Origin of the sequence: Methanosarcina barkeri 3 (assembly GCF_000970305.1) — an archaeon.
Taxonomy (GTDB): domain Archaea; phylum Halobacteriota; class Methanosarcinia; order Methanosarcinales; family Methanosarcinaceae; genus Methanosarcina; species Methanosarcina barkeri_A.
On record NZ_CP009517.1, the window covers coordinates 2,040,688 to 2,057,951 of the forward strand.

Sequence of the window (17,264 nt, forward strand, 5' to 3'; positions counted from 1 at the left end):
TCCAGCAATTACAGACAGCTACGACCTAATTTATGACAATAACACCTGCTAATACCTGCAATTTATGGAACTAACACCATTCCAGAGATTCCTGTAATTTCCAACACGGCTCAAACAAAAACAAAAATTAAAAATATGTCCTCAAGCAAAAATACTTCAATACTCATCAAAATTTTATTGAAGATAAAACTGACTTACAAGTTATTTGAAAAACGTTTCACGTAAGAGCCACATAACCCACATTCTGCCAGAACATATGCACAGAAGTAGAAACTACTTACCCATTTGCCCAAAATTATCCATTAAAGAATGGGCAGTTTTTTAAATAACTGATATTTTGAGAAAACGGATAGTATTTTTTGTGCATCTGCAGAAAGTAGAATTAAAGAAAAATAAGTTATTTCAGTTTTTTGAAGACCTCCTATGTTTTTATGGGGTTAACGGTTGTCTGGGCGGGAGAATCAGGCCGCATTTCATATTTTGTGATGTGGTCAGATAGGCTTCGGACCTTTTGAAGTGCTCAGAGCAACCGATTTTATAGGTTATTTGAAATATATACTGAACAAAGTTACTATTTTCTGAACTTTCATTTGGTTGTGACACTTATACTCAGTTACAGACGTTAATATTAAGTTTAAACGCTACAGGGATCGGTTATAACTTCCCTGGCAGCGTTCGAACTTTTCAGGATTTAATTTAAATTTAAATATTGACATGAAGGTGATATTGTATGAATTTTTACGTCTTTACTGACTACAAGTGCAACTCCTTATTGGAGTAATTTTTTTATTCTGAAAGTCCACGTTTATCTGAACTATCTGATTAAATTAATTATATACAATTTAACTAAGTTTGTTTACTATTTCTACAAATAAAAATCTTCGGCTAATAATTATTATCTTCTTGGATAATGACTTTCATATTTGTTTCAAAAAGAATGAAAGCCTGAATCAAAAGATCTTACTATATAAAATGATTATTTTTCTGATTATTTTTAAAAAAGTTAAGAAGGGTTTCCCCTTCAGGAGGATTGTATCAGTTCAATAATGTGATCTGCTTCATTAATAATGTATTCCGCTTCTTCGGAAGAAAGATTGCACCTATTTTCCTGCCTTTAGACAATATTCTTAAAGCACTGGAGTTTAATGATGGCTATCTGGTCCCGATCATTTTCCAGTGAATAAACTACACTTTCAAGGCTTGCTGTAAGAATACATTTTGTTAGAGGAGGAGTGTCAAGGTTATCAATGTATCCCTGGAGATCCTCAATAGATGCTAATGCATCCTCAACTTCTACTCTTATATCAGCAACATATGACGCATTTGATGTATCTACAATGACTTCGTTAGCTGTATATTTTTCAGATTTTATTCATCTTCCAAACTACATTTGTGAAGAAAGGAAAAATATATCAAAAATTTTATTTTTATACTCTTGTTTTCGTATATTTGTATATTCTAGTTTTATATCCATAAATTTTTGATTTATATAACAAATATGATTAAATATACGATAATGTTACTTTCAATATCGATTATAGATTATTTACGAACCTAAATTCCGTTTAAACTAAATGATGAAATAAGAAACTGGAGACCTAATCTTATTCTTTTGAGTTACAGTTATCATCCAAAAAAAGCGGACTATATACTTTTGAAGATTATAGATAATAGCCTTCTTTAAATTTTATCTCCTCAAATTCCCTCATAAATAACATTTACTTGCTATCGTTTTTGGAATAGCTCAAAATTATACAATTATTATTTTTGTTCGATAGTCAAAAAACAGAAGTGGGAGACCTTCAATAAAATCACGAAGTTGGAAAGTTTAGGACATTTCAACATCATAGATTTGAAACAGTAGACTTTCCAGGGGAGGAGAAGGTATAGCTGGAATAGTTATTCTACGGATCATTAAAGAAAAAAGAGGAATAGGATAATGAAAAATAAACATTTTTCAATGTTAGCATGCGTAATGGTAATGCTTGTGGCATTTTCATCGGTAGCAGCCGCAAGTAACTGGTCACAGTTCCAGAAAAATGAAAAACATACAGGTATAACAACCGATGACGGACCTGATGATGCCACTATTTCCATAAATGGGAACATCCCTGCCGGTAGTGGAATTGAGACTGTTCCTGTTATACTGGGTGACTATGTATATGTGGAAGGAGCAAGCAATCTCTACAAATATGAAAAATCTACACTTAATTATGTAGCTGAGTGTAGCCCCGCTATAGTGACAGCAGGAGGAATCCAGAATGCTAACCCCGCTTCAGATGGCAACAATATCATTTATGTCGTGGACAGTGGCTTTGGTTCTAATCAACAAAAAATTACAGCTGTCTATGCCAACAACATGACTACGAAGTGGAGTACAAACTTTGCTCCGGCAGCACAGCAGTGTTCCTGTCCCGTCACATATTACAATGACAACGGCGTAGGAAAGCTTTTCGTAGGAACCGTCAACATGAGCGCGACCGACCCGGTTAACCTGAGCGATGATGGTACATATTTTGCTTTCTATGCAGATAATGGTACTGAGATTTGGAGTCGAGATAGCACAACGGGTGGTGGCTACTACTGGGCAGGCGCCGTAGTTGTGGGAGACTTTTTAGTATATCCTGACGATGCTGGGACATTGACATCTGTCTATATCTCCGATGGAACAAAAGTTGATGAGAAAGATCTGTCAAATAAACAGATACGATCATCTGCTGCTTATAATACGGATGATCAGCTTATATATGTCGCTGGGAAAGACAAATATGCGCATGCCGTTGCAATTAATCCCAACACCGGTATGTTAGGCACACACACAACAAGCTCCCAGATGGCATATAGTAGCACTTCAACGCCAGCATACAACGCGGCTGATGACAGGATTTATGTGGGGTGTGGCTCTATGGTTAATGGTGGTTGTTTGTACTGTTTGAATGCTACCACTCTGACTACCATCTGGAGAGCGCCTCAGAATTCACTTATTGGTAATATCCAGTCCTCACCAGCAGTCGCCGATGACGGTATAAACAACCCGCTGATATTTGTTACAGGTAATGATGAAGATGGGCTTATATATCGCATAACAGATTCAGGTAGCAGCTATAGCATCACATCCGTTGGACCACCAAATGCTACATATAGCCTTGCAGGCGTAGCAATATCCGACAATTATGCATACTTCGGAAATGACGATGGCTATCTTTACAAGGTTAATTAAAAAGATATTGCAAAGGTGAAAACCTTTGCGTATTATTTTTTATTGAGATCAGTTCACAAAGAACTGTTCATTGTTTTAATAGAAGTTCAGTATTTTAAGTTGAATATCCCGTAACAAGCTATAGAGATATTAGACTGAATAAAAGCTTATAGCTAACGATTCTTAGCTTGTTAGTTAATATCCTGCTTATTAATTACAAAAAAGGAAAAGGCTTCCAAGTTTTATTTCATATTTTTCGCTCTATCAGCTAGAATCTTCAGGCTTGAGATTGTTTTTTAAATCAAGTAACGCCTTTATCAAAAATGAACGTTAAATCATGCGAAAAAGATATATTTCCCCATTTCGTTATAGACTTCCTCCTATGTTTTCATAGGGGTTAGGTTAGCCTGTGCGGAACCTGTATACTCCTTATAAGTGGCGTATTCAGGAAAGGAATTCGGACTCCTTGAAGTGGCAGGCTAACCGTCATCCGAGAAAAACGTGAAATTAAAGAGTATTTGAGACCCCAGAAAAGGGGCCTTTAATTGTCTTTCAGGTCTTTTTTGCGTTTTTTGAATTTTAAGGAAAATGTACGGAACTATTTTTCAGTGAGGTTCATAGATTATGCAGCTGATACCTGCTTTCAGTATCTTCTACATAAACTTGGCTGTGCTGGCTGTATCTGGTCTTTTTCATTTGGGTTGAACGAAGAGTTCTTAAGGAGGTATTATGGAAGGTATACTGCTTAACTCTTGTATTATCAGTTAGCAGGTGGTCATAATGAGTTAAACTGGTTTAACACCATTACTTCCATTTTTCAGCACATCGGTTCCAAAGTACATCCACAAATCTGAAATTTTTGAATCTATCTATGAATCAATGGACTTCACATTAAAATGGATTTATTTTTGGAACCTATACACTGTAATCTTAGTAACAGGATATAAGTCTAACAAAAACGATAATAAGTTTGATCTTTAAAGGCAACATTGAAAAATGATCTATGAAATTGTCTCTGATCCACGAAATTGTTTCTATTAATATTGTTCATATAAACTTGTCATAAGGAAAGAGGAACACAGTCAAAAAAACGTTTTTTGTAATTACTTTCTATTAATTTGAATTATTCATAAATTATAATTATTTTCATTTTAAATAATACCTTAACGTAAGATATATTTATCTTGAATATCTGTCCCTTTTATTTTATACAAACTTTTGACTTTGCTAATTTTCAACTTTGTAATTTTTATATTTTATTAACTTTTATATTTTGTTAATTTTTATATTTTGTTTTTTATAAGTATGAATTTTCAAAATATTTTATTTGTACTGCAAGTCCGCCTATTAAACCAATTATAATTCAATAAATAGCACTTTAGGAAATTCTTTGGCCTATTTCCTATTTATTGTTACCTTATTGGCTAAAGATTATTACCCAAAATCTTAGTCTTTTATACAAGTAAACTAAAATTGAGCTGAAGTTACGTAATTGTTTACATATTGAGGTGAGGAATCGAGAACTTGTGAGGCTATTTTTCTTTAAAATGTTTTTTAATAACAGGTGTTAAATGATGTTTTTCTTTGCATTGAGAAGTAAAGTTTACTTTAGTTACTTATATACAATGCTATTTCTCTTTCTTACTAATCTAATTTTTCATGTCTACTGATGAAGAATTGAAAAGTGAAAGAGTAAAGGATTTCTTGCAAAAAGCGTGCAGTCTCATAGTAATAATATCCTCACAACAACACATTTTAAATTATTTTTTAAATAATAGAAAGTCAATTATTTTGCGAAGTACTGAACGGTAAATTATTTTCTGGAGTAGAGGTTATGAATGAAAAGTCGAATAAAGAAATAAGTCTTTTGAACAAGAAAATTAAGGCTTCGATAATGGCATTCTTAATGTTTTTAATGCTATTTTCGATATCTTCGGCAGCTGGAAGCGTGGATCTTCAATATGAGCTTGTTGCCAGTACAACAAGTGATGCTGAAGGTAATTACCTGTTTTCCGACATTCCCGACGGAGATTATACGCTTATAGCTCTTTACAACGAGGACAAATGGCGCCGTGCCGATGAACAAATTCGGATTCAGAACGGAGCGGATCTTTCAGTGAACCTCGATACCTCAAGCAGGGATATCGATGAAAACGAATCGCAGGCTCTTTTTGAAATGTCTGGCAGTGAGGCTAACCCGTCTGGCAGTGCCAAAATTAGCGGATTCACTCGTCAGAAACAGATGAATGCTGACCCTATACCTCTAGGTTCAACAAAAGTTCTTTTGTTAAAGGAAACTGGAACGGAAGCTCAGGATAATTCCGGTGAGACTCAGAGTAACTCCAGTAAAACTCAGGATAATTCCGGTGAGACTCAGAGTAACTCCAGTGAAACTCAGGATAATTCCGGTGAGACTCAAAGTAACTCCAGTAAAACTCAGGAGAACTCCAGCCAGATTCAGAGTAATTCCAGCCAGATTCAGAGTAATTCCAGCCAGATTCAGAGTAATTCCAGCAACAACCAGAATCTGAACATTGCAATAGTAACCGGATACAGGAGCCATGAGCTCCCTCTCAAAAACCTGATGGAAAAACTCAACAATGACAGCAGCTTAAACCTTACTCTTAACTGCTTTATGGCTGACTATGTGATGGAAAACGATGTTGACCTGAGCACGATGGACATAATATACATCAATATGCTCAGTCCTTCAACAGCCCAGAAGCTTACACCAACAGTGGACAGTGCAATTACTAACGGGTGTGTGGTTATTGATGATGATACCCTTTTGAATGAGAGTATCCCGCTTCCTGAAGACCAGATTGAGAGCTACAGGGAAAAACTGAACAACTACTGGCTTAACGGGGCTTATGAACAGGATAATTTGAAAAATCTCGTATTCTGTATCGCCAGTGACTGCTGCGGCAGGTCTGACCTGCAGTACGAGGAGCCGCATACGCTTCCTGAAAGAGCGATCTATCACACGAACATGACAGGCTACTTTACCGATTCTCTGGATACCTACCTTGCATGGTATTCAAACCGAAGTGATGGAGGGCATGTATACGATCCTGCAAAGCCCACAGTTGCAATTACCATGTACCAGAGCTATTTCCCATTCCAGATTGAGCCAATTGATGCCTTGATCTCAAAACTGGAAGCAAAAGGCTACAATGTTATTGCCACATATGGATCCGATAACCTATCCTCAGGTGATTTTTTCAAGCAGGGGGATGAGGTTCTTGTAGATGCGATTATTTCATTTACGTACTTTGGCAACAAGTTTGATGCCGAAGATCTCGATGTACCTGTAATTAACGGCATTATTGACAATTACATGAACAAAACCGAGTATGAAACCAACAGCAGACCGCTTCCTGCGGACAAGATGATGAAGCTCGACTTGCAGGAACTCTGGGGAGCTATTGACCCTATAATAATGGCTGCAACGGAAGTAGATCCCGAAACAGAGACCGAGACTTCGGTTTCCATAGATTACCAGGTAGACTGGCTTGTTGACCGCGTGGAAAGCTGGGTAAACCTTAGTGAAATTCCGGGGTCGGACAAAAAAGTTGCTATAATCTATTATAATCATGGAGGAGGTAAGGATAATATAGGGGCTTCTTATCTCGATGTTATTCCAAGTTTGTCCAACCTTCTTGATGCTATGGCTAAAGACGGTTACGACCTGAATGAAAGCCAGTCCCTTAACGAGACCGAGCTCCTGAATTTGATGCTTACTCAGGGTATCAACATAGGAACCTGGGCTCCAGGGGAACTCCAGAAATTGGTTGATACCGGAAAAGTAGTTCTCCTTCCCGAAAGTACCTATGAGCAATGGTTCTCGGAATTACCTGAAGAGAGACAGCAGGAGGTCATTGACCAGTGGGGTCCGGCTCCTGGAAAGATCATGGTCTGGGAAAACGAGAGTGGAAAATACCTCGTAATTCCCAGAATCGAGGTAGGGGAAAATATTATTCTGGCTCCGCAGCCTTCAAGAGGCTGGCTTGATGATAACGAAGCTCTTTATCATGACAAGGATTTACCTCCTCACCACCAGTACATTGCTTTCTACCTCTGGCTCCAGCATTCCAAGGAAGAAGGGGGATTCGGCAGTGATGCCCTTGTCCACTTCGGCAGGCATGGGACCCAGGAATGGCTGCCTGGAAAAGAGTTTGGGCTCTCTCGGTATGACTGGCCTTCCCTGATGATAGGTGATAAGCCCGTGGTTTATCCTTATGTCATGGACGGGCTTGGTGAAGGCAATGAGGCAAAGCGCAGAGGAGGAGCAGTCATAATTGACCATCTTGTCCCGCCGATTCTTTCAGCAGGAAGCTATGGGGATTATGCAAACCTGAGCGAAGCTATCCAGAACTATGAACAGGCAGATACAAACGCTTCCCTTAAAGCGGCTCACAGGTCTGAGGTTTTAAACCTGACTCAGTCTCTTTCCCTGGATGAAGATTTCAACATGACAGAGGCAGAAAACAACGAGACTTACTTTAATACCACTTTCCTGGAAGGGCTTGAAGATCTTCTGGACGAGTATAAGAGCCAGTCCATGCCTTACGGGCTGCATGTCCTGGGCACAGGCCCGAAAGGAGAGCAGCTTGTGGGCATGGTAAATTCCATGCTAGGTACTGAGTTTGCTGATTCGGTTAATGAATTCAATAAAACCGAAGGAGCCCAGCTTTATCTGCTTGACCTGGTCCTGAACCAGGGAGTCAACTCCACAAATGCCCAGAAGAAGGTACTTGGGAAAGGAAACGAAACCGTCAATACCTTCCTTTCCAGTGCGAAAGAATATGCTGAAAATCTGTCTCTTGGGGAAGAGGAAATCAATCAGGTTCTTAAAGCCCTGAACGGCAGTTTTATACCCGGGAACCTCGGAGGCGACCCTGTAAGAAATCCTGAAACTCTACCGTCAGGAAGAAATTTCTACGCTTTTGACCAGCGGATAGTGCCGACAGAAGCTGCCTGGACTCTCGGGCAGGAAATGGCTGACCAGATGCTTGAAGCCTACGTTGCCGAGCACGGAGCCTACCCGAAAAAGGTGGCTTACGTCCTCTGGGCAGGAGAAACCACAAGGCACGAAGGGGTTATGGAAGCAGAGATCCTCTACTTGCTAGGGGTCAAGCCTGTGTGGAACAGCGGCAGGGTAGTTGATGTGGAAGCTATTCCTATGGAAACACTGGGAAGACCGAGAATTGATGTGGTAATGCAAATTTCAGGCCTTTACAGAGACATGTACCCTGACAAGGTTCGCTTGCTGGACAAGGCCGTAAAACTGGCTTATGCCCAGGAAGACTCTCCCAATTATGTCAGGGAAAATGCAGATGCTCTGAAATCTTCTTTGGCGAGTGAAAGTTCCTTTAATGAAAGTGAAGCTCTGGACCTTGCCCTGCTCAGGATTTTCGGGTCTTCGGATGGCGCCTACGGCACAGGCCTTCCCAATGCAGTTTCTGCAAGTGATACCTGGGAAACCAATGGCGCACTTGCAGAGCTTTACATTAGCAAGATGTGCAATGCCTACGGAGAAGATGTATGGGGCGAAAACCTGAAGGAACTTTTTGAAAAGAACCTTGAAGGAACTGAAGCTACAGTACACAGCCGGAGTACAAACCTCTATGGAACCCTGGACAACGATGACTTTTTCCAGTACATGGGAGGGCTGAATCTTGCGGTCAGTTATGTTTCGGGAGGAGAGTATCCTGATTCATATATCACGAACATGCTGACAAACGGAGACGAGAAAACCGAAACCCTGGAAAAGTTTCTCACGAGAGAAACATACTCCAGATATTTCAATTCAAAATGGATCGAAGGTATGCAGGGTAACGGTTATGCAGGAGCCAGGGAAATGTCGGATTTCGTTGAGAACCTCTGGGGCTGGGAAGCTACGAACCCGGACTTGATCAGTGATGACGTATGGAACCAGGTATATAAGACGTACATGGCAGATCAGGAACTAAGAGACTGGGTTAAGCAGAATAATCCTTATGCTTACCAGGCCATGACAGCCCGGATGCTGGAGACTGCCCGCAAAGGGAACTGGGATGCTTCGGATGAGGTACTCGAAAGCCTGGCCACGGAATATGAAGAATCCGTAGTTGAAGATGGGGTTACTTGCTGCCACCATACCTGCGGAAACCCCCTTCTCAACAGCTACGTATCAGGCATGGTCTCAGTCCCGGGTTTTAGCGAAGCAATAGAAAATGCTACGCAGGAATCTCTTGAACAGGAAGAGACTGAAAAACAAAGCAGCAGTGGTGAGAAACACAGCAGTAGCGGGAATAAAGGAAGTTCGACGCCTGTAATTAGGAGTACAGGGAGCAGCAATCAGACTGTTGTAGAGAGCGATGCAGGATACGGAGTCGATTCTCCCGAACCTGCTCCCGAGGTCTCAAAATCAGCTGCTGACCAGGATTATGTTGAAGGCTATGAAATGCAAAAAGACTCTACAGACGAGCCAGATAATAGCGGTTTCTCATTTTCGGGTTCCGATATTTTTGGGATTCTCTTCGTAGTAGCAGCCATTGGTGGAATCTATCTCGGATTCTATAAAAAGAAGGTGTAAAAGTAATAAAAAGAAGGTGTAAAAGTACATTGAAAGAAGAGAGCTTTCATTTGATGCTCTTTTCTTTTCCGTTTTCTTTTTCCATTTTCTTTTTTCGTTTTCTTTTTCCATTTTCTTTTTTGATTTTTTATATGGTTATTTTTCCTTAGAGCATGTTTTAAAATTTAAACCATTTCTACAATTGGATGTTCTACAATTGGATAATGGTCAACGGAACTTTAAATTCATATAACAAATTTTTCTGAAATTTGCTTGTTTTCCTTTGTTCATATTGAAGACTAATTATAATGACTCTATAGGAATTCTCTCTAAACTTGTTTTCACTAAGCTCGATTTAAACCTTGAAACTTGACGCTACAAGCCCATTTCAAAATACCCATTATATTACAGTACTCAAAAATTTGACTTTAAATTTATAGAAATATTGGCAGCTATTCAGTCATCAAATTCAAAATCAAGGGATGCTCATTTTGTAGTCATAATCGGCATCATATTTTCTGTAGTCAGAAGTAAGCTCTTCGCCTTGTTGTATATCTCTTGCAGCGAAAGTTATTCCTTCGTTCTCTTCTTCGGGAGTTTCGTCTATGCAATTAGGATCATCGGAGTGATTAAAAAAACGAGCATCATCAAGACATAGAATATATTTATTTGTATCCGGATTAAGATATGCGTATTTCAAAAAACATTCTTTAGTTGTCTCCGGTAGTTTAGCAAGTTCATTTTTATCAATTTTGATATCAAATCCAGAGTGAAATTTCCATATTACAGTTCCTTTTGGAATAAATTGATTAGCGAAAAGACCAATACCATTTATCTTACTTGGCCCTATTTTTGTGTTTGTTAACAGCATAAGGAAAAAGTGTGAGTTAAAATATTTGAGTATTTCGATGATAATGGTAGCATTATAAAAACCAAACCATATTTCATAATACATAATTTATCTAGTTCAATGTTTAACAATGCTCTTTTCTTTTCCATTTCTGAAATTCAGGTATATGTTGACATTAAAGATAGTACTTTATCTCGTTTTATTTGAAAATGGCAGTGTTATGAATTTGCTGCAAATTATAAGTCAAGTTTTTGTACGTTGTGGATAATTTTGACCTTTTGATATATGTTTGCAATAAATACTCAAATAATGCTAATTATGTTTATTTTGTCATAATATTTGGCAAGTGTTATATAAAATAATGAATATTTGAATATTTATGTGGAAAAGGGTAATGTTGTTTACGACGCTAATTTTTGTTAGCAGTTTAATGATCACCACTGCTGGGGCAGCACCGGTAATCATAAGCTTTAAAGATAAAACTGATCCAGAAATTGTACAGCTTCATGGAAAAGTAACGCACAGCTACAAGTACATACCTGCAGTGGCTGCTGACCTTCCGGAACAGGCAATTGAGGATCTGAAAAAAAATAACAAAATCGCATGCATAGAACCGGACTATGAAGTAAGTGTACTGGAAGAGGTCGTACCGTGGGGAATAACTAGAATTGGGGCTCCAGTGGTACATACAAATGGTAACAAAGGGACTGGAATAAACGTTGCAATAATTGATACCGGAATTAATTATAATAATCCTGACCTGCGTGACAATTATAAAGGAGGATATGATTTCGTAAATGATGATGCCAATCCTCTTGATGATAACGGGCATGGGACACATTGTGCCGGTATCATTGCTGCCGCACATAATAATATAGGAGTTATCGGCGTTGCTCCTGAAGCAAATCTCTATTCACTTAAAACTGTTAATGGTACAGGAAGCGGTAATGTCAGCGACTTGATATCTGCAATTGAATGGGCAATTGATACCTGTAAGGATGCGGATACTTCAAACGATATTCAGATTATATCCATGAGTCTGGGTTCAAACGATAGAGTGACAGCACTGGAAACAGCATGCTCACGAGCATACGATTCCGGAATTCTGCTGGTTGCAGCTGCTGGAAACGATGGAAATGAAAGAGGAACAGGAGATTCTGTAGATTATCCCGGAGCCTACGGTTCAGTAATAGCAGTTGCTGCAACCGATTCCATGAATAAAAGGGCCTCATTTTCAAGTACAGGACCAGCTGTTGAGCTTGCTGCGCCAGGCGTTAATATCCTCTCAACCTATCAGGATGGCTGGGCTTCGTTAAGCGGAACATCCATGGCATGTCCTCATGTTGCAGGAACTGCAGCACTGGTTCTGGCAGCAAGCCCATCTTTTACCAATGACAATATAAGAAGCAGGCTTGCACAAACAGCTACAGATCTCGGTACTTCAGGAAGAGATAATCTGTACGGATATGGACTTGTGAATGCAGAAGCTTCAGCAGCCGACAGTACCTGTGAAACAACGATGAAAAATCGGAAAGTATCCTAAAAAACACTGGAGATAGTTTTATCTTAAGCTGACTAGTTTGGATAAAAAAGAAATACTTTTAAAAACATTACAAATTCGGCTATCAGTAAGATAATCAGTAAGATGACCAGTAAGGTAATCAGTAAGGTAATCAGTAAGGTAATCAGTAAGGTAATCAGTAAGGTAATCAGTAAGGTAATCAGTAAGGTAATCAGTAAGGTAATCAGTAAGGTAATCAGTAAGGTAATCAGTAAGGTAATCAGTAAGGTAATCAGTAAGGTAATCAGTAAGATATTTACTGACTATAATTATCAGAAGATTTTTATACATACGACTGTATTGTTATCCTGGCAGGTCGATGGTTCTATTTCAGACGTAAAAGCTACCTCCTAAATCAGATTGTTTTCACAAAGACCCCTACTAAAACTCCCATTTATCGGCCTGCTGTATCCTCCCTTTTTAGAAAAAGGTTTTAAAAACCTATTCTCTTTACTTATTTTCCTACACACAATGAAAAGAATTACATGAACTCTTACCGGAATTTATTAATTGGAAAGCATGATCACCTTAGAAGCTTCCTGCTTTTTTGATTACAGAATCTCTATTGCGGTCAATTTTCAGCCCTAGTTTTTCCTATCGATGACCGTAACCTATGGAATGATCGAGTTCAGAAAAGCTTCAGTAAAAATTTGTTAAAAATAGAAAGATAAATTAGGAAGACGTGCCTACTGTTAATCGTTATGTTTTGGGAAAGGTGATTGATTGGGTACTGAAAGTCTTCGGACTTATAATAAAATCGAACCATCTTCATTTTCTATGAATGATAGAATAATACAAATTATCGGGTTCTCTACGTTACTACTATGGCTCGTAGTATATGTGATCAAAGAAATCAATTTTAACCAATACGAAAACGGTGCACTGATTGACGACGGTTCATTAATAAAAGTAATATTATCTCTAGCCGCATTATGCTTTATGGTGTCTATTCTTCTAGGAGTATGGGCATACTATAAAACAAAACGCACTTATTCTAATGATCCATCAACAGGAATATTGAACGCAATTAAGTGGCTTGCATTAGGACTTTTTGTTCTCATGACATCAATTCCACAGATATTTTTCCCAGAATCCGACCGATTCTTTGGTGTATACTTAATTGCATTGACGTATGCAGGAAAACACGTAATGGGAAAGATTTCAAAAAATACGGAGTAAATCCTGGATTAACTTGAGAGTAAAGGACAGCTTATTCTGAGCCCTGTATTTGATTATAAGAAATTATCCCATAACCCCTTTTCCAGTTCAGGCACCACTACTTCAACTGAAGTGGACATCGATGTAAAGATTCCTAATGGAATCTTCAGCCAACTAAACAGCTTTTTTTGATCTGAACAGCCTTTAACTGTTCTCTTTTTGTACAAAATCGGGACAGATGTGCTCAACTTCCAAGATCTACAGAGAGCAGGACTGAGAAATACCGTAAAACAGATAATATGAGGCAGACAGTGTTGTAGGCTTCACTATGCAAGATATAAATTGCCAGAACTTCCACCAGGGTTTTTTGCTTTCCATAATCTCTGGAAGCAACTTGGTATCAAAATTCCTGTTTTATGGAATTAAGCTCTGGATATGAACAACTTGTTTTTGTGTAACTTGACTAGAAGCGACTGTATTAAAATAAATTACGCAGATTATTTGCAAAGTGATTTTCAATTGATGAAATGATCTTGAAAATCAAGACATTCAATTATCGAAACTTGTGCATAGTATATTCTGTGACGACTCCTAAGCTGCGTGATCTAGTCACCACGCAGCCATAAAGGATCTATATATATCATATTCAGCTGTTTTCGTAAAGCCACATAATTTTTGCCTGAATAAAGTTGTAATTGAAGATTATTTATTGGGATAAAAAGAAAAAATACAATAAGTTTAGGCAAAGACTACTGCATTTAAATGATCTACTGCCCAATATACTGATATTTAAAATCATTAAATTACTGTAATTAACATTAATCAGATGCTTATACCGAATAAAACAAAAAAGGAATTAATCATGGATTTTACAATTCGCAATGAAAAAGCAGAGGACTTCAATCAAGTCGAAAACTTGACAAGAGAAGCATTTTGGAACCTCTATGTACCTGGCTGTAACGAACATTATTTAGTACATATTATGAGAAATCATCCTGATTTTATTAAGAAACTTGATTTTGTTGCAGAATACAACGGTGAAATAATTGGTAACATTATGTACACCAAAGCCTGGTTGTATTCGGAAGATGGAATTAAGATAGAAATTGCGAGTTTTGGCCCAATAAGTGTATTACCGAAATATCAGCGGAAAGGTGTAGGCAGTGCATTAATTCACCACACAATTGATATTGCTAAAAACAATGGAATAGGTGTGATTGTTATATTCGGCGACCCCCATAACTATTGCAAGCACGGTTTTAAAAGCAGTAAAGATTTCAATATTAGCGACATGAATGGTGAATATCCTTACGGAATGCTTGCTTTAGAATTAAAGGAAGGAACTGTTAAAGGGCATAATTGGAAGTATAAATATAGTCCGGTATTAGAAATTAATGAAGCTGATGCAGAAAAGTATGACAAAAAATTTGAACATAAAGAAAAAAGATACATGCCCTCTCAGGAGATATTCTCAATTGCAGTAAGATCATACCTGAAGTAACACTCATATAAAAGTAACATTTATCTAACAGTATAATTCATCTAACAATCGCTTCCCCATCAAACGCAAAAAAATAAAAAACATAGAGATGAGACGGTCTATCGGATTAAGAGAAGCAATTTTGAGTTTGGGATCAGCTCCATATTTACATACTTCATATTGTGTTCAGTTAAAAAATTTACAATACAATATGCTGTATATTATTGCCATTAGTCGTAACCTGATGGTTGTAGTAAGTGGAATAGAGCCCAATTCCGTTGGTTTTACAAACTTACATGTCCATGTTGAGCCTGTCCAGGTCCAACCTGAAGAAGTCCGATGAGTTTCAGGATCTTTAAAATCGGCATTAGAAATACCTGTTTGACATGCATTCCCGTTTTCATTATTGTAAAAAGAATTGTTAGTTACAGAAAGATTTGCTCCTACCAGATCAGCAATCGCATAGCCTGTTCCCGTTTGAGAAATTGAAGTGTGTTGAACTGTACTTGTAAAAACATTATCTTTTATTACTGTGCCTTGTCCTCCGACTTGATTTCTAAAGGCGTTGTTTTTCACCCCGTCAAAAACGTTGTTATAAATCAGGGTGCCCTGGAATCCATCGTTAACTATGCCTCCTGTAGATGGAATATTATAACTCTGTCCGATTTCATAGAATAAATTGTGATGAATCAGAACCTTTTGGATGTTTGAGACTCCCGAATCATAGGCAACTAACCAGATACCTTTTCCCCATGTTCTATTAAGGACATTATTATAGATCTCTACATTACCTACAGTGCCTTTGGAATCTTCGATCTGGATTCCAGGATCACCTCCACCGGCATCCAATTGCGCATCTATAACGTTGTCATGGAACCTGACGTTTGCAGAGTTCCAGATCCTGAGGCCACTGTTTGTTCTTGTAGTTATTCGATTATTGAAACATTCAATATACTGACTCTCAATGCCAAAGAAGCCTTCATGTCCGAGTCTGTAAACAAGATTATTATAAAATTTAATGTTTTCACATCTTTTGGTTCTCAGGCCATCTCCCAGACTATCGTGAAAAGTACAGTTATAAACCTGTAAATTATCGCAATCGACTACATGGATGCAGTTATAATAACCTGCACCATGCGGGGTTTCTGAATTTCCGTTGCTATTTGCATTAATTTCCAAACTTCGGATTGTGACGTTTTGGACACCATTTCCTGAGATTAATGGTTTCCATGCAGGCCAGCCAGCGTGATCCGGAATTTTAATCACAGTTCCGGATTCACCTTCTAAAATAGTGTTAGATTGAAGAATTATTGAATCTGTCAAAATATAAGTTCCGGCAGGAATGTGAATTATACCTCCCTGCTGAAGCTCCTGGTTAATGTCATTTTGGTTTACTGCTCCAGCTATTCCAGGTGACAGTAACATAAATAAAATGATAGAGAAAATGATAGCGGAAAATGTTTTCATTTTTTAGGTCCCTAAGATATGTTATGAGATGAGTAGACAAAACAACGACATAATCAAACAAAGAATTCTAATAACTATAAAATCTTATAGTAATTATTTAAATAATTCCATTATGTTGATAACAAATTAAGAAAGTAAATCATTCTCATTAACTCAGGTTATAAAATCAAATTGTTGACGGTAACTCCACCTTAAACAGGCTGTCCGATAATTACTGTTAGTAATGAAATAAAATCATCTACTGGTAGGTTGGAATTTTTTTTCGTTACGCGAAGACCTTACTGTCAAACTTTTACAATATCTTTATATACATTGTAAGGATTTTAGAATAGTGGTTATTATGACAGACAAAGTCGGACATGTTTCCCTCCATAACGGAGGTGGGTTCGTTGTCAAGATGGAGTTTAAATACACATCAGACGGCGTTAATTGGAAGAAATCAGAACAAACAGACGGTATCACACTCGGCAAAACAAAAAAAGTTGACCCAGGGGATTTAGGTGTTCCAAATGGTTCAACCATTATATTGAAAGCCATTGTTGTTGCGGGCAAAGACAACGAAGCTAAGCAGCAATTCATATATGAGAAAGGCAACCCGGCAACCGCAGAATACACCATTACGGGAACCACGTTGAATAATACACTTGGTTTAATTGGAATCCAACAAATAGCTGTCCACTAATTCCAAAGGAATTCGGATTCTCAAACCTGTCATAAGAGGGTACTGGATCTATTCGCCGGCTGCTCTCGATAAAAGGCAGTTTGTGTTTATCCTGAAATGATTTCGCAGATCCAAAGCCGTTTGAAAGTCCAATATAACGCAATAGAAGAAAAATTAAAAAAGTGAAATAATTTTGGGATAAAACAACTTTTCTGAATTTATGATTTTACAGAATTCTCGCTACAATATCCAATCGATTGAGATAAAGGGCAAAATAAATATTTTGAAGAAATTAACGTGTTTTTTACTTAAAAAATAACCTGAAGGTTCAG

At 37.9% G+C, this 17,264-nt stretch carries 10 protein-coding genes; 7 read left to right on the plus strand and 3 right to left on the minus strand.

Annotated features, from left to right (window positions below):
- Window positions 1-1,030: 1,030 nt before the first annotated feature.
- The 3 genes from MSBR3_RS20195 (at window position 1,031) to cobN (ending at window position 9,776) form a co-directional block, all read left to right on the plus strand.
- Window positions 1,031-1,180 (plus strand): hypothetical protein, encoded by a 150-nt coding sequence (locus MSBR3_RS20195; RefSeq protein ID WP_155396762.1) that lies wholly within the window; start codon window positions 1,031-1,033, stop codon window positions 1,178-1,180.
- 759 nt (window positions 1,181-1,939) lie between these two features.
- Window positions 1,940-3,220, plus strand: coding sequence for an outer membrane protein assembly factor BamB family protein (locus MSBR3_RS08190; RefSeq protein ID WP_048107483.1), 1,281 nt, complete (start codon window positions 1,940-1,942; stop codon window positions 3,218-3,220).
- A gap of 1,813 nt (window positions 3,221-5,033) precedes the next feature.
- On the plus strand, window positions 5,034-9,776 hold the full coding sequence (gene cobN, locus MSBR3_RS08195; RefSeq protein WP_048107484.1) for a cobaltochelatase subunit CobN: 4,743 nt from the start codon (window positions 5,034-5,036) through the stop codon (window positions 9,774-9,776).
- Window positions 9,777-10,230: 454 nt separating this feature from the next.
- Here the strand turns inward: cobN and MSBR3_RS08200 are convergent, their stop codons facing one another.
- On the minus strand, window positions 10,231-10,626 hold the full coding sequence (locus MSBR3_RS08200) for an SET domain-containing protein (RefSeq protein WP_048110207.1): 396 nt from the start codon (window positions 10,624-10,626) through the stop codon (window positions 10,231-10,233).
- Between the two features lie 358 nt (window positions 10,627-10,984).
- Between MSBR3_RS08200 and MSBR3_RS08205 the strand changes: the two genes are divergently transcribed.
- Complete coding sequence (locus MSBR3_RS08205; RefSeq protein ID WP_080942250.1) at window positions 10,985-12,148, plus strand: S8 family serine peptidase; 1,164 nt, start codon at window positions 10,985-10,987, stop codon at window positions 12,146-12,148.
- 18 nt (window positions 12,149-12,166) lie between these two features.
- Here the strand turns inward: MSBR3_RS08205 and MSBR3_RS08210 are convergent, their stop codons facing one another.
- The gene (locus MSBR3_RS08210; RefSeq protein ID WP_048107485.1) at window positions 12,167-12,457 is read right to left on the minus strand and encodes a hypothetical protein; all 291 of its coding nucleotides are present in this window, start codon (window positions 12,455-12,457) and stop codon (window positions 12,167-12,169) included.
- Window positions 12,458-12,943: 486 nt separating this feature from the next.
- Here MSBR3_RS08210 and MSBR3_RS08215 point away from each other — a divergent pair, with 486 nt between their 5' ends.
- Entirely contained in the window at window positions 12,944-13,345 is a 402-nt protein-coding gene (locus MSBR3_RS08215) for a hypothetical protein (RefSeq protein WP_155396763.1), read from the plus strand.
- 841 nt (window positions 13,346-14,186) lie between these two features.
- The gene (locus tag MSBR3_RS08220; protein ID WP_048107487.1) at window positions 14,187-14,825 is read left to right on the plus strand and encodes a GNAT family N-acetyltransferase; all 639 of its coding nucleotides are present in this window, start codon (window positions 14,187-14,189) and stop codon (window positions 14,823-14,825) included.
- A gap of 165 nt (window positions 14,826-14,990) precedes the next feature.
- Here MSBR3_RS08220 and MSBR3_RS08225 read toward each other — a convergent pair whose 3' ends face one another.
- Entirely contained in the window at window positions 14,991-16,271 is a 1,281-nt protein-coding gene (locus MSBR3_RS08225; RefSeq protein WP_052723333.1) for a right-handed parallel beta-helix repeat-containing protein, read from the minus strand.
- A 340-nt stretch (window positions 16,272-16,611) separates the two neighbouring features.
- Between MSBR3_RS08225 and MSBR3_RS08230 the strand changes: the two genes are divergently transcribed.
- A complete protein-coding gene (locus tag MSBR3_RS08230) occupies window positions 16,612-16,953 on the plus strand; it encodes a hypothetical protein (RefSeq protein ID WP_048107488.1) in 342 nt (113 codons plus the stop codon).
- The last annotated feature ends 311 nt before the right edge of the window (window positions 16,954-17,264 follow it).